The sequence below is a fragment of the Siminovitchia sp. FSL H7-0308 genome (assembly GCF_037980985.1).
Taxonomy (GTDB): Bacteria; Bacillota; Bacilli; order Bacillales; family Bacillaceae_C; genus Siminovitchia; species Siminovitchia thermophila.
Genome location: NZ_CP150282.1, coordinates 3,287,197 through 3,312,479 on the forward strand (window position 1 = coordinate 3,287,197; position 25,283 = coordinate 3,312,479).

The window sequence follows — 25,283 nt, forward strand, 5'->3', positions numbered from 1 at the left end:
CCATTTCCTAAATTGATGAAAGTGCATTTGATTGTAAAAATAAAAATATAGGGTAATAGAAGGACTCTATTACCCCACCAACTCGTGTGGTCTGCGCCACTCTTTTTCTAATGAACCGGCTTTTGTCCCAGCCCCATATTGATCTTTATTCCAGTTCTACTTCTTCCAACGGATCACTCGTGGATGGATGAGGTATAAAGTTTTTCACGGTGCTTTTTGCCGCCACAAGCGGTTTGGAATGTACCAACAATGCTGTCGGGGCGTCTTCACTTAACAGTACTTGCGCTTCCTTGTATAGTTTGGCCCGCTCGTCTTGCTCTATAGATAGCCGTGCCTGATCCAATAATTTATCCACTTCTTTATTTTCATAGAAGTTTCTGTTCTCTCCTCCGATCGCTTTACTGTGCATCAAGCTGTCAAAGAAGTAATTCGGGTCGCCATTTGTGCCCGACCAGCCCATTAAATACAATTCTTGATCACCTTTCGCCGTTTTCTCCAAATAAGGCGCCCATTCTTCACGGACAATGTTTACCTTGATGCCAACCTGTCCCAAATTGTTTTGAATGATTTCGCTTACCTTTTCTGGGTCAGGCATATATGGCCTTGATACAGGCATGACCCATAGGTCAATATCAAATCCATCCTTATACCCTGCTTTTTCCAGCAGTTCTTTCGCTTTCTCCGGATCGTAATCATACCCTGCCACTTCATCGTTATACCCCAAATAGGTTGGCGGGATGAGGTTCTTCGCGGGCGTCGCGTAGCCCGAATACAATGCGTCAATGATAGACTGTTTGTCAATGGCATAATTGATCGCCTGGCGTACTTGCTTATTATTTAACGGTTCTTTCTGATTGTTGAATCCCAAGTAACCTACGTTATTTTCGCTGCGTGTAAATAACTGCAAATTTTCATCCGCTTCAATGCCTTCGGCATCTTCGGGGTTTACATCATCAATGATGTCCACTTCACCCGATTTGAGGGCAATCAAGCGGGCGGCGGTGTCTGGAATGACTTTATAAATAACTCTATCTAATTTGGGCAATCCTTCTTTCCAATAATCTTCATTTTTTTCCAAAACAATTTGGTCATCCTTCGTCCAACTAGCAAACTTGAATGGACCAGTTCCCACCGGATTTTCGTTAATTTTTGAGCCATGTTCTTCTAAAGCGGCCGGAGATGTTATGGAAAAGTAGTGCATGGCCATATTTTGCAAGAAAGAACCTAACGGCTCATTTAAAACAAACTCGATTTCATAATCTCCTTTTACATTGACCTCCTTGATGATATGTCCCTCTTCCCCTTTATAGCCTCCGAACATGGCGCCGTATAAAGGATAAATATATCCATCATCGGTAAAGCTGTACTGATGTTCCGGATCGGACCAACGTTCAAAGTTGATTTTTACTGCTTCTGCATTGAAATCTGAACCGTCATGGAATTTCACTCCTTCTTCCAGGAAGAAAGTATACGTCAATCCATCTTCCGAAACTTCCCATTCCTTAGCAAGCTTGGGTACGATTTCAAATGACTCTCTGTCATAATCGAGTAAGCTTTCGTAAATATTCTTCGTCACACGGGAGGTTTCTCCATCAGAAACACTGGCAAAGTCCAAACTGCTGGAATCCCCGCCGCGAGCATAAATAAGCACCTGTTCAGTATCTTTTTCTTTCTTCCCCGATCCTTTTGAATCATCTGATGAAGTCTGATCTCCACCGCTGCATGCCGCAAAGAACAAAGCTAGTCCCGTGACAAGTGAAAGTAAAAGAGTTAAGCGTCTCTTCAAACCCATTTCCCCCTTTTCATTCATAAAATAAATTTAATAAAGCTTATTCCTTCTATTTAATAAAGATGACAAGCCACAAAATGCCCTTCTTCCATCTTGCGAAATTCTGGCCTTTCAATTTTGCAAATTTCCATGGCCTTTGGACATCTTGGATGAAAAGCACACCCCAATGGCGGACTCGAAGGGCTCGGCACATCTCCTTTTAAAATAATCCTTTCTCTTGCTACATCCGGGTCCGGTACGGGAGCCGCCGACAAAAGGGCTTCCGTATAGGGATGTTTCGGATTTGAGTATAGTTTGTCTTTCTCGGCCAATTCCACAATCCGTCCCAAATACATGACGCCAACACGATGGCTGATATGTTTGACCACACTTAAATCATGCGCGATAAAAATATAAGTCAAATGAAATGTTTCACGTAAATCCTCCAATAAATTAAGAATTTGGGATTGAACGGAAACATCCAGAGCAGACACGGGCTCGTCACATATGATCAACTTCGGATTGTTCGCAAGCGCTCTTGCAATGCCGATCCTTTGCCGTTGCCCCCCGCTGAACTGATGGGGGTAGCGGGAAGCATGATACATGCTTAGACCCACAATTTCGAGCAGTTCTTTCATCCGGGCTTTTCGTTCCTTTGCGGATGCCATTCCATGAACGAGAAGTGGTTCGGTGATAATTTTTTCCACTTTATGCCTTGGATTTAAGGAAGCATATGGATCTTGGAAGATGATTTGCATATCCCGCCTTAACTTTCGCATTTCTTCAGGTGGTATGGTGGTGAGTTCTTTTCCCTCAAAGCGAATTTTTCCGGCTGTCGGTTTCATCAATTGTAAAATGCACTTGCCGGTAGTGGACTTTCCACATCCGGACTCGCCGACGATTCCAAATGTCTCTCCCGGCATGACATGAAACGAAACTTCGTCAACAGCTTTCACTGCTCCTATTTTCCGTCCCAAAACGCCGCCTTTTATGTCAAAATGTTTCTTTAAACCCTTAACTTCCAAGAGTGGCTTTTGCATGTTCTCCCTGTTCACTCTCCTTCCCCTCATCTAAAAAACAGCGACTGCTCCTCCCTTTTGCAAGCGCATACAATTCTGGCGTTTCAACAAAACAGCGATCAAATGCAAACTCGCATCGCGGCGCAAAATGACATCCAACCGCTCCAATTTTCGGCTGTGGAACCGTACCTGGAATAGAATACAATTTTTGCTGTTTTTTATGTAAAACGGGGAGGGACTTGATCAGGCCCTGGGAGTAGGGGTGCTTCGGGTCTTTTAAAACTTGCCGCATCGTACCTTCTTCAACAACCTGTCCGGAATACATCACCAACACCCGGTCACATATTTCGGCCACAACCCCCAAGTCATGGGTAATGAATAATATGGCAGTCTCGTTTTCTTTATTTAACTTCTTCATCAAATCAAGAATTTGGGCTTGAATCGTTACATCCAGAGCTGTAGTCGGTTCATCCGCTATCAAAAGTTTCGGCTCGCATGCCATCGATATCGCAATCATGACGCGTTGCCTCATTCCGCCCGAAAGCTGATGGGGGTATTCATGGATAATTTGTTCCGGCCGGGGAATACCAACGAGTTTCAGTAATTGGATCGATTTCGCCCGGGCCTCTTTTTTGCTGATTTTTTGATGGATTCGGATCGCTTCAATGATCTGATCTCCAATCGTAAACAGAGGATCGAGAGATGTCATTGGCTCCTGAAAAATCATGGAGATTTCATTTCCCCTTATTTTTCTCATTCGCTTGTTGGAAGCTTTTACGAGATTTTCACCTAAAAAATAGATTTCCCCTCCCACAATTTTACCGGGAGGATTTGGAACCAATTGCATAATCGACAAGGACGTGACGCTTTTTCCACATCCTGATTCCCCAACAATTCCCAGCACTTCTCCTTTATGTATCTTGAGACTCACTCCATTTACAGCTGGAATTTCTCCGGTGTCGGTAAAAAAATGGGTATGTAATTGATTGATCTCTAAAATTACTTCATTCAAATATGTTCACACCTCCTAAAAAAAGCCATCCTATTTGGAATTATGTAAAAAATGAGATTAGGTTAAATATACTTTATTTAATCACAGTTTTCAAGTTTTATTGCAATAACATTTGTGTCTTCTTTCATTTTCAACCGCTTGTTTATTTCGTTACTGTTCATTTAAAATTTCCCGGCATCGCCTCGCCGACTGCTGCCGGGAAACAACTATTTTTCAAAAATATCATCCTATTACCGGTAAACTACGGCCCGCTTTCAATAAGTGATTCAGCTTCTTCTTTGAGCATATAATAGCCTTTATTGGATATTAGCCCATTATTTCGTTGCTGGTCCAGCAACAACATAAATCCATTCATATGTTTCGCTACTTTATCACCGAGCCCTTTTTTCTCATAAAGTTCAACTGCCGCCATATGAGTAGTTAAAGCACGGGCTTCCTCTTCATTTTGAAACTCGCCATCCTCTTTTAAACTCTCCACAAGCGATAGAATTTCTGTTGCGGTTGTTGGGGTTGTTTCTCCAAGTGCGTTTTCAAGAGCTTTTCTGCCTCCAACGATCGGCAATTCTACCAAACTCTTTCCTAGATGGACATGAAATGCAGCACGGTTTGGGTCCGTAAGGAGCCTTCCTTTATTGCTTCCAGCAATGACAATTCCAATCCGATGGCCTTTTTTAAATACATAATCTTCTGGAAGGGTTTCCCATTTGATGCGATGATTTTTTCCAGGCTCCAGAAAGACAGGGTGTTCAAGCGATTTTCTATTCTTGGCGCTAAGCCATCCATGTGTCACAATTTCATAGGGGGATTCAATTGTTGTTAATTCCGTTTCCAGATAGCAGGCGCTGTCGGTTGGAGAACTTTCACCCCAGCACGTTCTGTTGGAAAGTGTCCGGATCCCTTCATCACTGCTTTGATGATCTACCCTTACATCTGTTCCATAATCTACGATCAGCGCTGTAAGATTCGTATTTTCCTTATCAACGACCGTTCGAATATCTATTTCGGGAACACCGCTTAACCGGACATCTTCCTGAAGTTCCGGAGACAAAAAGATGAGTCTGTCCTCTTTTACTGTAAATTCATTTTGCACCATCTGCATGTCAGTTTGATCCGGGTTATCCGTGAATGTTTGGACAGCTTCTCCATTCACCGGTCCAGTTGTCAGCGTGCCTGGCAAGCTTTCATTTCCTGGAGCAAGTCGTACTCTGACAAACGTTGAATTTTCAGACGGCCAACTGGAATATGTTTCCCACTCACCCGGACCTGTTTCCAAGTCTAAAATCGGTTCATCCATGATGCCGTTTTCTATGTCCAGCAGCCAATAGTCGAACCAGCGGTGAAGTGTCTGTACCCATTCTGCTCTTCTAAAATCAAACGGGTCTACATGCCCTGTCTGTGTAAGCCATAATTTCCTCGGTATATCGTTTTCAGCTAACGCTTCCCACCATTTGGAAAAATGGTTCGCTTTCACATTATAGTCATTTAATCCGTGAATCATAAAAACGCTTGCCTTGACATTGCCTGTATCTTTATAGTAATTGCGCTCATCCCAAAACTCATTGTAATTTCCGGTTTCATCATCAGCGGCGACTCTTATTCTTTCGTGGATCGGTGCGCATTGCCGCACCCTTTTACTGTTTGTCACCCTGCTTGCCAAACCACTGGGGCCGTTGCGGTAAAACGGAATGCCTTCGTAACGATAATAATAATACCAGCTGCTGATGGCACCGATCGGCACGATCGTTTCCAAGCCTTCTACACCCGTGGCGGCTACTGCATTGGCCAAGGTTCCATCGTAAGACTTGCCGACCATTCCCACTTTTCCAGCAGACCAATCGGCACTCACTTCATTTCCCTCTTTGTCGAACGCTTTTCCCTTTCCGTTTAACCACTCGATGACCACTTTTACGCTTTCCGTCTCTTCAAATCCACCTGTTGTGGGACAGCCATCGGAATTGTTTGTTCCCACCATATCCAGCAACACGACCGCATATCCCCGCGGAACGAAGTAATTGTCGTAAAATAAAGGGAACATTTCGTTTGTTCCGGAACCATCCGGATCTTTTACTTGGGACTCATTACCTCGTCCCAACTTTTCATAATAAGGACTTGCCTCCATGATTACGGGCACCTTTAATCCTTCCTCTGTTTCTTTTGGACGCATAATGTCAATCGCAATCCGATCCGGCTCTCCATTTTCATCACTGTCCAATTCCGATTGAATGAAAACGGTTTCTTTAATGGCGTCCAAATAAGAATAGATGGGCCGTGTGACGCCATCTTCCAATTCATGTCCAGAAACCGTTACCTGCTCGGCATATACTTTATCATTGTCGAGGTGGGAAAACGACGGCACTAACAAAAGAGACAATACTAGACTAAGGGCCACTCTACTTGTACTCCAACGCATTATATCATTTCCCTCCCTTTTATTTATATTTTCATAATAATTTAAATATTCTTGATAGAAAAGGGTCTTTTCGGTTAATTATCTGGGATATTTTACAAATTTTTTTTACGAGAATGCTAGATTTCCCAAATCGACATTAGTCTTGTAGTGAGGAAAACGCCATAACATGGTCAGAACGGCTGAAAAAAGAAGCAGATTAAAAAAGCGTCATCAAAACACGCCGGATTAAATCTTTTGGTGCAGATAGCCCCATGTCTACCTTTGCAATATAAAAACCCTTCCAAGAAGTAATACCTATTTCCTGAAAGGATTTCTATCGTTCTACTTGATCCAAACTGTGTTTTTTTGCTCTTGTTCGTTCACAGTCAGCTGGAAAATATCTGGTCGCGCATAATGGCCTACGACATCAAAGTCAAACTGCGCTTCGGCAATCTTATCCAGATCGATTTCCGCGTAGAGAATCTTTTCCTTTCCAAACACTGGCTCAACAATAAATTCGCCCAGCGGATTCACAATACAACTCCCCCCGCGGGTGAGTTCTTCCGGCCATTCGTTCAATTCCTTGCGTGAAGAAAGATCCTCCGGATACATACTCTTTGTGGCATACTGGTTGCATGACAAAACAAAGCATCTTCCTTCCAGCGCGATATGCCTCATCGTGGAAAACCACGTATCCCTTCCGTCAGCGGTTGGCGCGACGTAAATTTGCACACCTTTATCATACATGGCCGCGCGCGCAAGCGGCATGTAATTTTCCCAGCATATGAGTGCGCCTATTCTTCCGTACGGTGTATCAAAAACGGGCAATGTGCTTCCATCACCTTCTCCCCAAATAAGTCTCTCCGCCCCAGTAGGCTTCAGCTTGCGGTGTTTTCCCAACAGCTCCCCATCCGGGCCGAAAAACAACGCTGTGCAATAGAGCGTCCCCTGGCTGGATTCACTTTCTTTTTCAATCACCCCTATCACAACATAAGCTTTTGCCTTCTTGGCAGCTTTGCCGATTTCTACTGTCTCCTCTCCAGGCACTGTAATGGAATTGTTCCAATACCGAAAAAAATCCTTTCTCCCTTCATCAGACCGGGAACCTACCACCGTTCCAAAGGACATACCCCTTGGGTAAGCCGGTATGAACGCCTCCGGGAACACAATGATATTGGCCCCTTTTTGGCTCGCTTCTCTGATCAACCGGACCGTCTTTTCGACCCCTTTCACTTTGTCCATCACTTCTGCGCCGGCTTGAACAACAGCGACTTGACACTGTCTTTTTTTCTGCAAAATCATCATCCTTCCACTTTTCTTTCCGGGAAAATATATTTCCACCATCTCCCTCTGATATAGATGTTTCTCCCGCATATCTGGCTACCTTCTGTCGGCAAACTGATGCCAAAATTGCGGCAATTCCGAGTGCTTTGTACCTTTGGCAAAAACGAAAAGGCCTGAGCCTGATGCAATATCGGGCTCTGGCCTTATTAGCGTTTCACTTTTCGCAGCACTTCAAGAGCATTGCTTGTCCCAATTGTTTTTAAGGTTTATAGTTATATAGTGCTGTTTTCATAGACTCATAAGAGTTGTTCCAAAAGTCCGGATTCTCCCTAAAAGATTTTGCCACTTGTTTTACCATCACTTTAAATTTTTCATCGTACCCTGGATCATCCTTCGGCGGCAAGTCTTTTTTGAACCCGTCAACAAACTTTTTTGTAAAATCTGTAATCGGTCCCCATTTCGCCACTTCATTTCCGTTTTCGTCTATAAAAATAAAAATCGGAATAATTCGTTTTTCATTCGTCAAATATCGGTCCATCAGTTCCAAGTTTTGATCCCGGAGCAAAAAGCGGACCGGCATATCCGTTTTTTCAGCCAAACGGAGCAAAACAGGGATGTTCAGCATACAATGTCCGCACCAAGGTTCTGCCAAGACAATGACCCGCAATTGCTTGTCTTTTATGGATTGAAAAAAGCGTTCATCCTCCGGGGGAGTAAACTGATCATAAACCCGCGAAAAGCCGTCCTTGTGATATTCAAGTGTTTCGATATATTCATCCGGCGTCAACCCTTTTTCATACCAATTATGTAAATCCATTCTCTTCATCTCCTTTTCCACTTTTATACTAAGAGTACTTCAATAAAATAGATTGTGTAAACCAAACCGCATTCTTCCGTTGTTTCAATTTCGCCAAATCGGTTAAAGTAAAAAGAGATTCCATTTGGAAGAGGTGTTAAGATGCATCCCATCGTATTGTTTGACGGCGAGTGCCATTTTTGTGATGCCAGTGTCCAATTTATCATTCAAAACGATCCAGAAGGAAAGATTCACTTTGCTTCTTTACAAAGCGACATCGGCCAAAAATTATTAAAAGCCCAGGATGTACCTGCCCATATCGACAGCATGATGTTAATCGACGAAAACAAAGTGTACTATAAATCGGCAGCAGCACTGCGGATATGCAGCCATTTGAACGCACCTTGGAAATGGTTATATCCATTGATGGTCGCTCCTTATCCAATCCGCAATCTATTTTATGACTTGATTGCGAAAAACCGTTACAAATGGTTTGGCAAAAAAGAAAGCTGTATGCTTCCGCCGCCGGACATACGCGCCCGATTTTTATCGTAGCAAAAGAACTTGTCACATCCACTTCGGATTTGACTCAAAAGCGGCACTTGGCCGGAGGGGGTTCGCTCAAATGGCGCTCCCTCCGGCTTTTGCTTTATTTTCATTCCAGACTCTTGAAAGAGGCTGTTTGTCTGCCGATATTCCCAACATTCCACCCTGAATACAACTTGACAGGCGTTTGACCAAGCTCAAACTGTTCGGGCCGATATTCCCAACATTCCACCCTGAATACAACCGCCGGAAAGCACCAAAGCGGTCTTGTCATGAAGCCGCCGTTGGCATGCCCTTGCCGGGGCCAAGAGCAATATTGCGCTTTCAAGTCGGGGAGAGGGAGCGGACTTCCCCTCTGACGACCTTTTCTTCGCCCCCCGATCATTCTTTTTCTAAATCCTTCACAAGCTAATCATAGAAGCCTCCGTATTCCCTAGTACACGATTTAGCCGAACTTTCACTTTCACAAAAAATAAGCAGCAAGCCCTTTGGCCGTGGGTTGTGCCGCTGCTTTCTACCTTTTCCATTATTTTACTTGAAGCAAACGGGGCGCCGTTGTGACGAGCAAAGCGATCACGATAAAACATGCCAATGAAGAGATAATGTAAGAAGTGCCGTTGGAAATCAGTGAATAAAGAAAAGCGGATTGACCCGAAGGTGCAAACTTACCCCAAAAAATGATTCCGGCTATGAAATGCCAAGTATATCTGGCAAAGCCGCCAACAAAGATCGCTGCAAACAAGAGCAGTACGAGCCTTGTTTTTCCTTCAGACCATACAGCCTTTTGCACTGCAGGCGCAAACCATCCTGCCGCTCCAACAAAGCTAAAAGCAACGAAAAATTCAATGAATCCTTGCAGAGGCGTTAATATTTGTCCCGCGGCTTCCCCGGAAACTACTTGCAACATCCCCCACAAAAAACCTGTAGCAAAACCGGCTTTAGCCCCCCAACGAAGCGCCACAATAAAAATAGGCACCATGGCAAACGAAAATTTGATCGCCGGCGTTACCTGAATCGATGGAATCATGTCCAGCATCATCGCAAATGCCGCAAAGATCGCTACCTCGATCAAAATGCGTAAAGACATCTTTTTTCCCATAAAAAAACCCCCTATGATGTAATAACCGACCGTAACCATAGGGGAACAAAGACAATGAAATACTCCATTGCCTTCACACCTCAAATAACCATCCCTGCGCTGGAATTAACCAACAGGTTCTAAGGGTCTGGAACGAATCCACTCTCAGCCAAAAGCTCCCCCTGGCACGCCGATTCAACTACTATCCTTTATTGTAATCGTTTTTTGAAAAATTTCAATATTTGTTATTGCAAATTTGATACCCGCCAATACTGTGAAGCCATCGTCCCCGACATCCATTCCAGGCCTTGGTCCTGCGCCTGATGGACAGGCTCCCATACTGCTTTGGATTGAGCGTCCGATTGAACATATACTTCATGGTGAGGCGACTGATCATGCTTCCCGGAAATATCATACAAACCATCCCGCCAAAAAGTGGCACAAACTTCATAGTCGACAGCCGGGGAAACAACAAGCGGGTTTTTTACGGAATGTGTAAGCCGAAAGATCGCTTTTTCACTAGTTTTCTCGATCTCTTCCACTTTCATGCCCTCACTGGATGCTGTTGCTCTATCCTTCATTCTTTTCGTCCATCCGTATCCCCTCGTTTCTCCCACATCTTTCTCAAACTGTATGTGCGGAGTTCCTCCTCCAAGCCGCACATGGACTTCTGCTTTCGTTCTGTAATTGGAAGAATGGGGATCAAACCCCCGATTGTCCCCTTGAAAATAACGATACGGAGAAAAAAAGTTGGGGTTTTTTATCCACTTGTTGTTTAAAAATGTTTGATAAAGAAAACGCCATTCAGTTTCGGAATCCTTCCCATTTGACTGTAAAACTTGTTCAATGGCACGAATCTTTTTTGTCATCCGGAACCTCTCCATCGTGGCGTCTTTTTCCCTTTTTCGTCCTCGTTTAAAAAATCCGATGACTCCCGCCGCCAAAAATTTTGGTTCATTTAAATCCTCTTCCGAATACGGAAGGATCCGCTCCGCCTCGATCGAGTATGTATACTCGGCATCCTGCCGGACAGTTTTGTCCGTGTAAAAGCAATTTGTAACACATGCAAGCTTTTCTCCATTGCGCCTGATTATATATTCACTGACCCCGGATATGGGCTCCCAACCCAAACTGATAAGCGAACGCGACACAACAGTCGTTACGATGAGATCCTTAAGAATATTACTTTCATCATTTTTTTCCGGCTTTGTCGCCGTTTGGATTTTTACTGGTCCAGATGTTGTTTCCATCATTTCCACGGTGTATAAATAACTCGTTGCCGGGTTAAGCCCCTTATCCGAAAAACAAATGTCGGAACCGCTGTATATTAACTGACCTTCTCTGTACAAACGGTAGAAGCCTATTCCTTCTTTCCAACGAAACGTGATGGCGTTCGTGGATTGCTCAATAGACTCAAGCTGGATGTCAGGCAGATTCGGCACCGATCGCTTTCGCCGTTTGGCAACAAACATAAGGATTCCGGCCAGACTCGCCAATGCAGCAAAAGACCGTTTGACCATAGAGTCACCCCCTAGTTGAAGTTCATTATTTAATACCCAAAAATATAACCGACAACACTTTCTGAAATTTGGCGGTAATAAGCGCACAATCGCTCTGTAAAGAAGAGAAGTCAACTCCGCGATACCGGGAAACGTCGAAACTTTGGTTCTAACAAAGATTTTCTTCGGCTGGGTATCCCTCTTTGGTGAATAAAATGTACGTTTCAGTCCCATATGATCGAAATCGATCGGTTTGTATAGCAATTCAGAACAATACATGAGAGACTGGTAGGAACATTAAAGAATGGCAGATTGGCGAAGAGAAACCTTTATAGGGAAAAACTCCAATTCAGAAAATATATTTGGAAAACATTTACAGTAATCCCCAATTTATATCCATACATTTACATTTATTTACTTCTCATCACATGATGAAAAACTTCTTTCATGAGATGACTTCATTTTTTAAAATTTATGCCGATTAAATATAATGTAGGAACTGAATTTTTTGCTAAATTTTGTCGAATGAGGAGCCGGAGCAAACAAAGCCTTCGTTAACAACGGCGCCTTCCTCCATTTGACCCCATACATCTAATAAGAACGGTCGTTCCTTTACATGGATCATTTAGAGGTGATGCGAAAAGGTTAAATCATCCTTTTTAACCATTATTAACAGTAAATATTATTTTCATATTATGTAGGGGTTGGTGTAATAAAGATGAAGATTTTTAATTGGTTTTTAAACTTAAAAACGGCAGTAAAATTGATCACAGCTTTCCTTATTCTCGCATTGCTTCAAGTGGGAACCGGAGTGGTCGGGTTGACTCAAATGAACACATTAAATCATTCCATTTCCAACATGTATAACAATAACTTGAAACCAATACAAGAAGTGGCGGAAGCCCGGGATTTAGTCCAACAATTGAGATTGGCCAGCAGGGATTTGTATTTGACGAAGACACAACAAGAAACCGAAAAGTTAGTTGAAGATATTAAGAGAATCAGAAAAGAAATTGAAGGACATGTTAGCGCATACAGTAAAAGCGAATTAACAGAAGAACAGGAAAGTAAAGTATACAGATTTAATAATATTTGGGAATCACACAACAATTCATATGATCGCGCCCTCCAATTGGCGACGGAAGGAAAAAGCGAAGAATATTTGTTAAGCCTTAATGGCGGATTGCTAAATATTCAAAATGGGCTGATCAATGAATTGAATGACCTTATGGACATGGACGCTGCTGCTGCCGAACAAGCCCAAAAGGACGCGCAAAAAGTATATTCCACTACATTCATGATAACGATAGGCATTATTGCTTTTATCTTTTTACTAAGTATATTGTTCGGCATCTTCATTGCCAGAATCATTTCTCGTCCACTTGGAAAAGTGGCTGATTTAGTGGAAAAAGTAGCTGACGGTGACCTATCCGAAACAGTCGATATACAGGCTAAAGATGAAATCGGAATTCTCGCCCGCTCTGTAAACAAGATGATTGGAAATTTGCGGGCCACTATTCAAAACATTTTAGGTGCTTCAGAAAATTTATCAGCTTCCGCCGAGCAACTTTCAGCCAGCACTGAAGAAGTCGCCAGCGCCAGTACAAATCAGGCGAATGCCGCGCAAACGATCAACGAATTATTTAAAGAATTGGCGGCTGCCATTGCCTCCATTGCCCAAAATACGGAACAAGCCGCGGAATATTCAAATAGGACGATTAAAATTGCCCAAGAAGGAGAACAAGTCGTCCACTCCTCTGTCGAGGGAGCCAATATGGTGAGCGTCCAAATGTCCGCACTCGAAGAAGATTCCAATAAAATTGGCGAAATTATAGAAGTCATCAATGATATTGCCGATCAAACAAACCTTCTTGCTCTAAATGCAGCAATAGAAGCAGCGAGGGCGGGAGAACAAGGTCGCGGATTTGCCGTAGTAGCCGACGAAGTCCGCAAGCTGGCGGAACGAAGCAGTGAGGCAACAAGTGAAATATCCGACATTATTAAACATATGCAAGACGCCACTATCCTTAGTGTGAAATCCGTTGAAGAAGGAGTCGCGACAACAAAGCAATCCGGCGAGGCCTTCGAAAATATTATTCAAATGATTAATGACACCGGGAATAAAGTAACAGAAATTGCCAGCGCCAGTGAAGAGCAATCTGCCCAGACATCCGAAATACTCTCCTATATTGAGAGCATTTCAGCCACAACAGAAGAAGCCGCTGCCAGCAGTGAGGAAACTGCTTCAACAGCCAATGCTTTAACTGAACTGGCTGAGGAGCTAAATGCCTCGGTTGCAACCTTTAAGCTAGACAAAAAAATATAATCTATTCTGAGGGCGTCCCCGAAGTCAACTTTTCGACCTTTGGACGCCCTCTTCCATTTAACAAGTTAGAAGTCTGACAGCCAGGGACCCTCTTCTCTTGTTGTTTCGTTTCACGATCATTCATGAAAAGAATGTGAACCTTTTCGTCCGTTGCGCCCTGGTAAAAAGATTATGATACACTAAACATAAAAAGTGACGGAGTGTGTCAAGCTATGAATAACCCCGTTGTATACAAAAAACGAAACTATCGTCCTGCTATCACGGCGATTTCCATCATCTTGATCGGAGCAATCGGTATTCTATTCGGACTGCCGGGAGTGGAAAACTTCGATGCGTTTGATGTTACCATTCTCCCGTTGATAAACGCCATTTTAAACAGCTTTACGTTTGTATTTTTATTTTCGGCGCTTATCGCCATTTTAAAGCGGAATATCACCGTTCACCGCAGATTTATTTACGCTGCTTTCACAACGACATTTCTTTTCCTCATCACGTATGTCACGTATCACTTTTTAGCTCCCTCCACCTCGTATGGAGGAACGGGCTGGATGGCGGCTTTATATTATTTTATACTCATTTCCCACGTGCTACTGGCGGCTGCCATCGTGCCGCTGGCGTTAACAAGCGTCGCTCGCGCCTGGAACATGGAAAATGAGCGCCACAAAAAAATAGCCCGCTGGACAATGCCGATTTGGCTATATGTCAGTCTTACAGGCGTACTCGTATATGTCATGATTTCTCCATATTATTAACAAGAAAATGAGACTGGGACACAAGCAAATACGAAATAGCAAAAGCCGAACAATTCATTTATAATTGTTCGGTTTATTTGTGTTAAAAAAATCCCTATCATCGCTACGTCAAAATATTTCGCTTTCCGCAGGCACGGCTTTAGCTTCCTCGGCTAGTTTACCGCCTGCTCCCCGAAAGGCAGCACGACGTTCAAGGTTAAGGTTCACTACCATATTGTAAGTCGCCCATCCCTTGCGGAGTTTTCATTCATAGTCCCTTTACTCGGATCGGGGGATAAAAATTTTTCAACGGGTTGATACAGTCAAACTGTTTCCAAAGATAAAAAGGACCTCCAATCGAAACAGTACCGGCATGCAGATCGGCGCCGGGGAGTAATGGGAATTTTTTCTTCCATGCAACCGCATCATAAACCTCTTGCGACAGTATCCGGCAACAATTGTGGTGAAAAAATGCCCCTCATCCATTTACTAGAACCCCTTTTTATATTGACGTGAGTCTTGTTCAATCAGAAAAAAGCGTACTCGAAACAATGTGAGTACACTTTTTCCTCTAACTGTTAATGATCAGTCCCGTCCGCTTGAACCGCTATAAACGTCCATCCCAAATTCAATGAATCACCCTGAAATTGATTTTGATCTTGGCCATTGTCAACAAATTGGAACTTTACAACAAGGCGGTCACTGGAACCAATGGGCAACCCCTCTTCACCAAAAGCGGGAATCGTAATATTTGTAGCAACAGCATCCGGGGTCATATTTTTTAATCTTGCCAGTGTCGTTTTGTAAATAGGTTGATTGTGTTTATCCATATTCAACAAAAACTCTACTGAAATATGTTCACCAAAATCTTCTGTATTGTCACCTTTTGCATCAATAACCTCATAGTCTGTCTCGATGATCACTTTTCCAATGTCCAAAGAACCTTTGTTTTCCAATTTAAAGTCACGGAGAAAAGAATCTCCGGGCTTGATATTTTTTACTTGAATGAGTGTTTCAGGGTTCACAGACAAATCAAGAGTTCCCGATGCAAATGTGTTATCAGAGACTTTATGATCACTGAAATAAGCGTACGTTCCTCCTCCTATTAATGAAATGCCTAGCAAGATCGACATTAGGCCAATGCCGAGTTTATTTTGATTACCCATTCTTTTCCCCCTCGTTCCATCTCCCCAGAGATCAAGATAGAGTCCATTTTGCCATTATGAAGCATCCTTTAAATGAGTTTGTTGGGGATGATGATCCGCCACATAATCCAATATAGCCGTACTTATCATATCCCCTGCAAATTGGAGCCTTTCCGGACTGATATTTTCGATCGTGTCATATGACGTGTGATACTCCGGCTCCAATCCGCCATTGGCGGTTCCCATATTAAAGCATACGGCCGTTATGCCCGCATTGTGGAATGGAACATGATCTGACAACCCTCTCTGAAACAGGATCAGTTTTTCTTTATCTTTCCCCCATTTGTCAAATGCGGCGTTCATATAATCCCAAGCGATATTAGGTTCGCCATCCACAGTATTAAAGGCCAGGTATGAGGCCGGTTCATATTTTGCGCCCATCATCTCCATCTGGAAATGAATCGCGCTACGATCAAGGTCTTCTTTTGGCAAGTGATCAACATAATAATGCGAACCGACCAAACCGATTTCTTCCGCGCCAAAAGCAATGAACCTCAGCTCTTTATCAGTTGGCAAGTCTTTCATCATCCTAGCCATCTCAACAATAGCGGCAGTCCCGGAGCCATCGTCATTGGCTCCTGGCGAATAAGGAACACTGTCATAATGAGCCGTAACATAAACGATTTCAGGATTTGTAACATCGGACGGCTTTTTCACCGCCACCACATTTTGTGATGTTTGATTTGTATGGGTGCGAATGATGAGATTCGCTTTTGCCGCCCCTTTTGAAAGCTGCTCCCGTAATGATTCGCCATCCACTTTTGTAACACCCACAACCGGAATGGTGCTGTTGTTATTTAGCGTCGGACGGAGTGGAGCAAGGCTTTCATCATGATCATAAATGATGACCCCTGCCGCTTGCGCATTCGTTGCATTCTGCACTTTTTCCCAGAAAGTATTCTCACCTCTTCGAACTAATGCGATTTTCCCTTTTGCTTCATCAGAAAAGTCTCCAGAAAGTCCATGATTCGCATAATATAATTCGGCTGTAATGCCATGCTCATCTGTTGTGGCCGATCCACTCGCCGCTCCCACCGGGAGTTCCTTGTTTTTATCAGTTAAAATGCGCAATGTCCTTTCCACTCGATTGTTAATGGGAAACTCTTGAATGGAAACATCGTAGCCAAAGCTTTGAAATTGCTTTTTCAAATATTCCGCCGCTTTCTTTTCTTCTTCCGTTCCGGCAACCCGCGGCCCAATTCCTGCACTTAATTCCCGTATATGATCCATGACTCGCTCAGAGTCAAAAACGGCTTCCCACTTTTTTATTAAGGCATCCGCATACTCTTTTAAAATATTTGCCGCATGATCGGAAATATGCTTGTTTTCGAGGTGTTTGTGTAACAAAATGTGAAAGCTTTCCATATGCTTGATCGCTTTCTTATATAACTTTCGTTCCTCATAATGTCCCACTGCAGTCATATGGGTGCTTAATGCACGATAAGTTTCCGGAGTGGAAAATTCCCCATCTTTTTGAAAAATCTCCATAAGAGCTTTCATGTTGGCAATACTAATATCATCTTTATCTTGAGTCGCAACAGGTGAATCTATCAGATTCACAGTCTGAAAAGCTGAATTTTTTGGTGAAAATCCCATTAATAGAAAAAAGATGATGAAAAGGGAAATAGATCTTCCAAAGCGGCCTGACTTCATATAAAAGCCTCCTTCGATCATCATTCAATGACAGTTCAGCTAAATTGGAGCAGAAAACCCTGCTCCAATTATTTCTTATCGCTGTTCACCCGGCTTTTGCGTTGCGTTGAATGTCCAGGTCAACTGTAAGGAATCTCCCTGAAATTGGTTTTGGTCCTCTTCGTTATCCATAAAGTTGAATTTGACGACAAGATCGTGAATCTCCCCGGCCGGAAGTCCTTTATCCCCAAACTCGGGATAAAATATATGCTGATTGATCGCTTCCGGTGTCATCTCTTTCAATTCGGCCAACGTCGTTTTAAAAATCACTTCATCCAGATTGTCTACGTTGTAGAGAAATTCCACTTCAATATGCTCCGCAAAATCTTCGGTGTTGTCCCCTTGCGGATCACTTACGGTATAGTCTGTTTCAATAAACACTTTGTCGATATCCAAAGTGCCGCCATTTCCTAATTCAAAATCACGAATAAAAGAGTCTCCCGGTTTCATATTTTCAATGTTGATGATTTCAGTCGGAGCGACAGTCAAGTCCAGAGTACCCGCCGCAAAGGTGTTGTTTGTCACCTCTCTGTCGCTAAAATAAGCGTAAGTTCCTCCCCCGATAAGCGCGATCCCGAGAGCCGCCGACATCATACCCATACCAATACGTTTTTTCATTCCCATTTTTCATTCCCCCTCAATAATGTTTGATCTCAAAAAGAAAGTTGCTCCTTTGTGTTGCAGGACATTTTGTTACTTTTCGCTTCAAAGGCGCTGCGTCCAACCGCATTCCCCTTCATAATGAATGTCAAGCAACATGCCGGATGAAACGTCGCCGTAGCCCGCAGCTATCAAAAAAGTTCCGCACATATTGCCTTTAGCCGGCGTTTGCAACGGACGAGCCATTGTCAGGCTGATGAAGCTGATTGATGAAATAATCGGAATTTCCTTTCAGCATTTGATACGCTCCAGTCGTCATGCCATCTTTATGATGGTCAAGCAACTGATGAAAAGCCGCCATATGTTTAACCACTTTATCCATCTGACCTTTAGCTTCATAATGGCTTAAAGCTGTCGCGTGCATCTTCAACGCTTGCGCGGCACCGCTGTTCGTAAATTTCCCCAACTCCTCATAGCGTTCAATCGTTTCTTTTATATGAAGCGCAGATACTTTTACAGGTATTTCCGGCCGGGGAGGACTGATAGGAATGATCCCCTGATAATCGGTGTTAAAGCCGCTAATTGGGCGGATTGGCACTTCATTCCACCGTTCAGGATCGACTTGATACAAATCACCGGACGCCAGCCCGTATAAAAAAGCATGAGTCGCAATCACATTTTGCTGAACTAAAGGCTCGCGCTCCCCATCCAAAAATTGACCGGACGTCTCTAAGAAAACAGCGGGATTGCTGTGTCCATTCGGATTAAGACCTTCATAATTAATACCGAGCATCATACCGGATGAAACGCCGCCCCGGATATCAATGACGTTAGCGCCTGTAATATATTGGTCTACGGTGAACTCTTTATACGGTTTCATCGCATCGAATACGGTAACCATCGCCTGGCGGGTCAAATCCTCATATCGTCCGCCCTGAATATGAGGCAATGTTGGCCCTCCCGGATTTAAAGAAATGCCGAGTGACAAAGATACGGGGATACTTGTCCCATAAAAATTTTTGCTTCCCTGATGGTGAATGTCCATCATAAATTCAGGCTGTACTTGGATCCAGAATTTGTAATACCCGATCGATTCGATCGCCTGAAATCCGCCTTCAACCCAGTCTCTGTTTAAATCAACCGTAACTGTTCTGCCATCTACTAATTTCGGTTCTCCTGTTTCATGGTCATACAGGATCGTTCCCCGCTGATTCCTTTCAGCGCCATCGACATTGTACATGGGGATAAAATAAACCGTTAATTCATCCATGATTTTTTTGTCGGAAGCATCTTTTTCATTTATCAAATTTTCAATCAGACGCAGCGTGGCGTTTGTTCCATACGGCTCATTTCCATGGATGCGTCCCTGAACCCATACTTTCTTGTTCCCATTACCTATTTTTGCAATATAAAGATCCTTGCCTGTCTCACTTCTTCCTTCTTCAATCCCTATTTCCTTTAGTGTAAACACATCCAGCTTGCCGCCACTTTGTTCTTCCAGTTGTTCTAAAACTTGCACCATTTCATCATATTTCATTATTTCTGAACCAACGATGCTGTCAGATGCTGCCCCTGCCATTCCACTGAAGGAGAACATGAGAAATAAAGTTATGACGATGAAACACACACGCGTCCTTAACATTGAATCTCTCCCTTTTGATTTATTCATCTCTTTATGGTATTGCGGTGAAGCATCTGATCATACTGAATCGAAGGGAACTCCCAAGCAGTTATAAAACTCAAACTCTATGAATTATCGTTTTTCACCCGGCTTTTGTGTCGCTTGGAACGTCCAAGCCAACTGTAAGGAATCTCCCTGAAATTGATTTTGATCCTCTTTGTTATCTACAAAGCTGAATTCAACGAGAAAATCATGAGCCTTCCCGGCCGGAAGTCCTTTTTCCCCAAGCTCGGGGTAAAATATATGTTGATTGATCGCTTCCGGTGTCATCTCTTTCAATTCGGCCAATGTCGTTTTAAAAATCACTTCATTAAAATTGTTTACGTTAAAGAGAAATTCCACTTGAATATGCTCCGCAAAATCTTTGGTATTGTCCCCTTGCGGATCACTTACGGTGTAGTCTGTTTCAATAAACACTTTGTCGATATCCAATGTACCGCCATTTCCTAATTTAAATTCACGAATAAAAGAATCTCCCGGTTTCATATTCTCAATGTTGATAATTTCCGTCGGAGCGACAGTCAAGTCGAGCGTACCCGCCGCAAAGGTGTTGTTTGTCACCTCGCTGTCGCTGAAATAAGCATAAGTTCCTCCGCCAATAAGCGCGATCCCGAGAGCCGCCGACATTATCCCCATGCCAATACGTTTTTTCATTCCCATTGTTCATTCCCCCAAAAGATTTCATTTTTATACAATTGTTCCTTATGAGAACAAGAAATTATTTATTCAGCGGATTGTTTGATAACTTTTGGCCATTCTTACTGTTCTCCATACGGTCAAAAAGCCATAGCCGATTAAGAGTATTCCCGGCAAAAACAGGATGAGGGCGGCTCCTAACGAAGAATCGGTCCATTTGAACATATAACCCGCATACGGTATCGCCACCCCTGTATACTGTGCGATTATATTTTCGATATAAACAGGATCCAAATCGGGGCCGTTATTGTTATCTCCTTTTGTCGTAAAATAGCGGCCTTTTGCATGTACTTCCTCAATTCTATGTGTAATGAGGAGATTCTCTTTTGTAATGAAGGTAATGACGTCGCCTTTTTTATATTGATCCCCTTGCGACTTTTGCTTCATCAATATAATAGAGCCAGTTTTAATGCCGGGTTCCATTGAACCGGACAGAACAGCTTTCATTTCATACCCAAAGATGCTCGGATTTTTGCCGGATGCTTTAGATATGGCCACGTTTAATAAAACAATAGCCAGAATCAGCAATATGAGGGTGGAAAAAGTATGGCCAATTGCCTTTTTGGTTGTTTGCCAGTTCATCACAAAGTTTCACCCCAGTCTGTCGCAAACATGTCCATATTCGATTTACGGAGTCTTTTCATTGAGCGCTTGCTTTTCTTCTTTCTCATTTATGTCAGTTGGAACAGGATGATCCGAATACTCATTTTCAGACTTGAATTTGCTGGAAGCTGCCGCATCATTGTCCGTTTGCTTTTTTGTCTCAACCTTACCTGCTTTGTTCTCCTTTTTTTCCACCTGTTCAACCGTTTTGTGTTGTGTATCTTTTTCACCAGTTTTTGTCACTTCTGCCTGCGAATTTTGTTCATGGTCTTCCGATTGAGCGCCGGGCTCCCCGCGCTCTTCTAATTCCGCAATGACTGCAATCTCTCCAACAATGCTTTCTTGATGGGTATAATACGCATTGGTCGGAGTGATCAGATGAGAGGTGATAAAAAAGAACAAATAGATGACGGAAAGAAAGTAAATATGTGAATTTTTTGTTTTCTCATAACCTCTCATCCTATTGACCCCTTTCAAAAAACGATTACATTAGGAAGCTTTTGTTTTCTCAATTGCTTGTTTTTGAGTAATCAGCTCTGTTACAGCCGACTGAATAACATTGCCGACTAATTGCACTCTTTCAGGACTAATGTTTTCAATTTTGTCATCGGGCGTGTGGTACCAAGGCTCCAAGCCGGCGGTTCCCGGAACCATCCAAATAAATAGGGCGGCATCAATACCGGCTTCATGAAACGGCACATGGTCCGATCTGCTAAATTGATAAAGGTTTAATATACCCTCATCGATCTCTAACTGTTCAGATGCCGCTTTCACTGATTCCCAAACAAGATTGGAATTTCCATCAACCGTATTCACATGTAATTGGGAAGCGGACTCATATTTTGTGCCAACCATATCCAAATTGAAATTGGCGATGCTTCTTTCGATATCTCCTGCCGGCAACTGGCCGACATAATATCTGGAGCCCACCAACCCAATCTCCTCCGCGCCAAATGCGACAAATCTAATTTCTTTCGTCGTCTCCAAATGCTTCATCGCCCTTGCCAATTCAAGCATTGTCGAGGTTCCCGATCCATTGTCATTCGCGCCGGGAGAGCGGGACACACTGTCATAATGCGCCGTTACATAGACGATTTCAGGGTTGCTAATTCCCTTTGGCTTATTGACTGCAATGACATTTTGCGATTTTTGGCCGCCGCGAATATCAAATTCTTGAGTAGACACCTCGTAGCCCATTTTTTCAAATTCTGTTTTGATATATTGGGCAGCTTGTTTTTCTTGTTCAGTCCCCGTAACTCTTGGACCAATATCCACACTTAAATGTTGAAGATGTTTCATGGCCCTGTCGGAAGCAAATTGCGGGTCCCATAATTCAATCAACTTGTCGGAATAGGGCTTGAGAATTCGTACTACTTTCGCAGAAACGAGTTCATTTTTCTCCTGCTGCTCAAGTAAAGTATGGAAGCTCTTCATATGCTTGGCTACTTTTGCCGCATCCTTTTGCCTTTCGTAAAGGTCTACCGCAGCCAAATGGGTTTTGAGTGCCCGGGCAGCGACTTCACCGGCGAACTCTCCGTCTTTCTCAAAACGCTCCACAAGTGACTTCATGCCATTGGCCGTTACACCTTCCGGCAAATAGTCGATGACAATGGCGGCTTCGTTATATTGATTTTCTTCACCATCCGGATCGTAGCCATTTTCAATATTTCCGGCGGCATCAACCGAGAACCATTTAATCGTTGTCGTTTCTTCAATGGTTAACGTTTCCGCCCCTTCTCTTGTGCCAGCCACTCTGATCACATTGGAATCCAATGTCGGTCTTGAGCCATCAAGTGTATAGTAGACAGTAGCCGGTTCACTCGTCTTAAACGTCACTTCGATCGGCTCATGATATGTGCCTTCTTCAACACTAAGAGTTGATTCAGGATTTGTTTCATCGGTGGCATTTTGATAAGCTACTTCCAACAGCCCGATCAAACCGCTCGCAAATTCCATTGCTTCTGCATGTCCTTCTTCAAAATCCGGCTGGAATCCGACACTGACCCAACGTTTCGTGTCCGAATCCCACAATGGAGCTCCCACTTCGAAATTCCACGCATAAATCCCATATTCATACCAAAGTGTGTCCGCAGAGTTTCCTCCCGCAGAATATAGTACATCCGGAATCGGTCCCGTCCGCCCCGGTAAAATAACAGTTCCACGGTGCTCCTTAATTCTTTTCAAAATATGTTCGGATGCTTGCCAGAAATAGGCTTCCTGACCGGCAGTGGGACGAGGGAGTGTCTTGCGATTCGCATCATATGCACCAGGTGACCACATAAAGTAACCGCCATGTGAATGTATATTCATGGCAAATGTAATGTTCGGGTTTTGTTCTGCCAACCAAGTCAAATTGCGGCTTTCCGGCTCGGATGATGGCTCCGGTCCGGCATAAAGATCAGATAGGCAGTTTGTTGAACCGCCAATCCAGCCTTCATACACGGTTCCGACTTTGTGATTTCGATTTAAGTCCACTCCCCAAGAATTTCTGTTGGCGGAATCAGATCCTTCCGGTCCGCAATAATTGACCAAATTTCTTCGCTGCATATTATAATCGTAGAAGGAATATAGCCCGCCATCAGGATTGACGCTTGGCACAATAAAAATATCCAAATTATCTACAAGTGTTTTCGTATTCTCATCTGTATGATAGTTTCGCAGCAAGCGCTCTGCAGTTTCTACAGAAACGAGAGGGGTTACCCATTCACGGGCATGTTCCTGCGAGTATCCCAATACTCCCGGTTTGGAACCGTCCCTTACTTTTCCAATTCGGATGGCTTTCACTTCTTGCGGCTCCCTGGAAACCTCTTTCGGCGCATTCAAAAAGTCTGAGAGTTTGATCCCGGATTCTGGTTGAACGATTCCAGTCCCGTTTGAATTTCTATATCTTGTCGCCTTTATTAGCTGACCGGCCGCCCCATTCATGGCAGCAATGACTTGATCAGCTGTACTGTTTGGCTTGGAAGAACCATCCGTTCCCAAATGAACGGTTATCTTATTACCTTCAACAGAAACGCTTATATGTTCATTTGCTTTATCGGGAGCCTTTAGATCGATCTCTATGTCGTTTCCGCCTTCATGCCCCCATGCCTGTGATGTCAAAACGAACGCTGAATTCACAGTGCTTCCAATTGTCGCTTGCGCCTTTCTTCTATATCCGTTTGTTTTATTAGGCAGCGTCACGATTTCAGCCAGTTCGGGAAACTCTTTTGCCAGTTGTTCTATTCGTTCGGTGATTTCAATAGGTGTCATATAGTGATCAACAAAATCGCTGAAGTACTCATCTTCAGAAGGGGTTCCATCACCAATCCATTCTTTTAATGTTGTTTCAATCTTCCCGCCCAGTTGTGTTGTGATAGTGACCTTTTCCGGAACTGCTTCAATATCTTTTAAGATATAGTGATAGAGATACTCGCCGGCATCGACTTTTCTTGTCATCATTGCCGTCTCTTTTTCACCATTCGAGTTTGTCCACTCAGCTGTCATTGCGACATCCGGACCCGCGCTAGACTTCACTTCCAAGTATAAAAATGTTCCCGATTGGTTCTTGAAATAATCCGATCTGAAAATGTTCAATTTATCTTCCGCCTGTTGTTGGAGACGCTGCATTTTCTTTTGCTGCTGCCTTAACTGCTGTTTTGCCTCTTCGGATGTTTGAATGACTTTTACCGTTAGGCCTTGACGTTTTAGCAATTCCATTTCCGCCTGGCTCACAACTAATTGAACCTCGATATCATCATTCCGCGTGTTTATTCCTGCTATATCATAACCGTTGGCGACCAACTCTTCTAATGTCTTTTGATCTGGGACAATCATTTGGACGAGCGCCATTTCCTGCTCCAACTCGACTTCCTTTTCAGGAACAGGTTCTGCAGATATTGCTTCCAATGGGGTGATAACAAATGAAGTGGCAGTTAACGCCAAAGTACTTGTGACAGCAAGAAGAAATGACAACAACCTTTTTGCTCTCAATTTTTACCCTCCCCCTAAAAATTGTCTAAGCATAGAAGATTATATCACTTTATTCTGAATTTTGTTTACATTCCGAAGAAAACAATGCTTAAGAATTAGTAATTTTGTTAAAATTTCCAATAGTTTCAGGAATAAAGACTGAAAATCCAATTGAATCAGGATAAACATTATTGGGAAAATAGACCCGCAGACGTAATCCAAAATACAGAATCATAAGTCTAACCAATCGTTGTTTGTGGCGCACGATCAGATGCAAAAAGAGGAAAAAATCCCCTTACCCAGGAGAAAATCGAATGACGTAGGAACAGGAGGAATGCAGCTCAAAAGAAATTGTTTATTATGTAGAATAATCGGTGATCCACACGCCTATAACGGAGTCATTTAGG

Annotated in this window: 19 protein-coding genes and 1 riboswitch; of the genes, 3 read left to right on the top strand and 16 right to left on the bottom strand. The window is 43.3% G+C overall.

What is annotated here, in order from left to right:
* Nucleotides 1-145 precede the first annotated feature (145 nt).
* From MHB50_RS15515 to MHB50_RS15540, 6 genes are all read right to left on the bottom strand, one after another.
* The gene (locus tag MHB50_RS15515; protein WP_340084146.1) at nt 146-1,792 is read right to left on the bottom strand and encodes an ABC transporter substrate-binding protein; all 1,647 of its coding nucleotides are present in this window, start codon (nt 1,790-1,792) and stop codon (nt 146-148) included.
* A gap of 50 nt (nt 1,793-1,842) precedes the next feature.
* Nucleotides 1,843-2,808, bottom strand: coding sequence for a dipeptide ABC transporter ATP-binding protein (locus tag MHB50_RS15520; RefSeq protein WP_077113589.1), 966 nt, complete (start codon nt 2,806-2,808; stop codon nt 1,843-1,845).
* Complete coding sequence (locus tag MHB50_RS15525; RefSeq protein WP_340084147.1) at nt 2,783-3,799, bottom strand: ABC transporter ATP-binding protein; 1,017 nt, start codon at nt 3,797-3,799, stop codon at nt 2,783-2,785. The genes MHB50_RS15520 and MHB50_RS15525 overlap by 26 nt, the downstream gene beginning before the upstream one ends.
* Nucleotides 3,800-4,040: 241 nt before the next feature.
* A complete protein-coding gene (locus MHB50_RS15530; RefSeq protein WP_340084148.1) occupies nt 4,041-6,209 on the bottom strand; it encodes a Xaa-Pro dipeptidyl-peptidase in 2,169 nt (722 codons plus the stop codon).
* A 321-nt stretch (nt 6,210-6,530) separates the two neighbouring features.
* Nucleotides 6,531-7,490, bottom strand: coding sequence for a carbon-nitrogen hydrolase family protein (locus MHB50_RS15535; RefSeq protein ID WP_340085353.1), 960 nt, complete (start codon nt 7,488-7,490; stop codon nt 6,531-6,533).
* A 241-nt stretch (nt 7,491-7,731) separates the two neighbouring features.
* The gene (locus tag MHB50_RS15540) at nt 7,732-8,289 is read right to left on the bottom strand and encodes a thioredoxin family protein (protein ID WP_077113592.1); all 558 of its coding nucleotides are present in this window, start codon (nt 8,287-8,289) and stop codon (nt 7,732-7,734) included.
* 141 nt (nt 8,290-8,430) lie between these two features.
* On the opposite strand from MHB50_RS15540, the gene MHB50_RS15545 reads away from it, so the two are divergent.
* On the top strand, nt 8,431-8,823 hold the full coding sequence (locus MHB50_RS15545) for a thiol-disulfide oxidoreductase DCC family protein (protein WP_077113593.1): 393 nt from the start codon (nt 8,431-8,433) through the stop codon (nt 8,821-8,823).
* Between the two features lie 517 nt (nt 8,824-9,340).
* On the opposite strand, the gene thiT is transcribed toward MHB50_RS15545, so the two are convergent.
* Together thiT and MHB50_RS15555 are read right to left on the bottom strand one after the other, a co-directional pair.
* A complete protein-coding gene (gene thiT, locus MHB50_RS15550; protein ID WP_340084149.1) occupies nt 9,341-9,913 on the bottom strand; it encodes an energy-coupled thiamine transporter ThiT in 573 nt (190 codons plus the stop codon).
* Nucleotides 9,914-9,987: 74 nt separating this feature from the next.
* A riboswitch (TPP riboswitch) is annotated at nt 9,988-10,085 on the bottom strand.
* A gap of 52 nt (nt 10,086-10,137) precedes the next feature.
* Nucleotides 10,138-11,412, bottom strand: a complete 1,275-nt coding sequence (locus MHB50_RS15555; RefSeq protein WP_340084150.1) for a DUF3238 domain-containing protein — start codon at nt 11,410-11,412, stop codon at nt 10,138-10,140.
* 697 nt (nt 11,413-12,109) lie between these two features.
* Here MHB50_RS15555 and MHB50_RS15560 point away from each other — a divergent pair.
* Both MHB50_RS15560 and MHB50_RS15565 read left to right on the top strand, forming a co-directional pair.
* Entirely contained in the window at nt 12,110-13,717 is a 1,608-nt protein-coding gene (locus MHB50_RS15560) for a methyl-accepting chemotaxis protein (protein WP_077113597.1), read from the top strand.
* Nucleotides 13,718-13,929: 212 nt separating this feature from the next.
* Entirely contained in the window at nt 13,930-14,469 is a 540-nt protein-coding gene (locus MHB50_RS15565) for a DUF420 domain-containing protein (protein WP_340084151.1), read from the top strand.
* A gap of 557 nt (nt 14,470-15,026) precedes the next feature.
* On the opposite strand, the gene MHB50_RS15570 is transcribed toward MHB50_RS15565, so the two are convergent.
* The 8 genes from MHB50_RS15570 to MHB50_RS15605 all read right to left on the bottom strand — a co-directional run bounded on the left by MHB50_RS15570 (nt 15,027) and on the right by MHB50_RS15605 (nt 24,897).
* Nucleotides 15,027-15,614, bottom strand: coding sequence for a CalY family protein (locus MHB50_RS15570; RefSeq protein ID WP_077113600.1), 588 nt, complete (start codon nt 15,612-15,614; stop codon nt 15,027-15,029).
* Between the two features lie 54 nt (nt 15,615-15,668).
* Nucleotides 15,669-17,306, bottom strand: coding sequence for a M20/M25/M40 family metallo-hydrolase (locus MHB50_RS15575; protein WP_340084152.1), 1,638 nt, complete (start codon nt 17,304-17,306; stop codon nt 15,669-15,671).
* A 75-nt stretch (nt 17,307-17,381) separates the two neighbouring features.
* Complete coding sequence (locus MHB50_RS15580; RefSeq protein WP_077113602.1) at nt 17,382-17,969, bottom strand: CalY family protein; 588 nt, start codon at nt 17,967-17,969, stop codon at nt 17,382-17,384.
* Nucleotides 17,970-18,162: 193 nt separating this feature from the next.
* Nucleotides 18,163-19,587: a M14 family zinc carboxypeptidase gene (locus MHB50_RS15585; RefSeq protein ID WP_340084153.1), complete on the bottom strand. Its 1,425-nt coding sequence runs from the start codon at nt 19,585-19,587 to the stop codon at nt 18,163-18,165.
* Nucleotides 19,588-19,698: 111 nt separating this feature from the next.
* The gene (locus MHB50_RS15590; RefSeq protein ID WP_205179117.1) at nt 19,699-20,286 is read right to left on the bottom strand and encodes a CalY family protein; all 588 of its coding nucleotides are present in this window, start codon (nt 20,284-20,286) and stop codon (nt 19,699-19,701) included.
* Nucleotides 20,287-20,352: 66 nt separating this feature from the next.
* Nucleotides 20,353-20,904, bottom strand: coding sequence for a signal peptidase I (locus MHB50_RS15595; protein WP_340084154.1), 552 nt, complete (start codon nt 20,902-20,904; stop codon nt 20,353-20,355).
* Between the two features lie 45 nt (nt 20,905-20,949).
* Complete coding sequence (locus MHB50_RS15600; RefSeq protein ID WP_340084155.1) at nt 20,950-21,384, bottom strand: hypothetical protein; 435 nt, start codon at nt 21,382-21,384, stop codon at nt 20,950-20,952.
* A gap of 30 nt (nt 21,385-21,414) precedes the next feature.
* The gene (locus tag MHB50_RS15605) at nt 21,415-24,897 is read right to left on the bottom strand and encodes a M28 family peptidase (protein ID WP_340084156.1); all 3,483 of its coding nucleotides are present in this window, start codon (nt 24,895-24,897) and stop codon (nt 21,415-21,417) included.
* Nucleotides 24,898-25,283 lie beyond the last annotated feature (386 nt).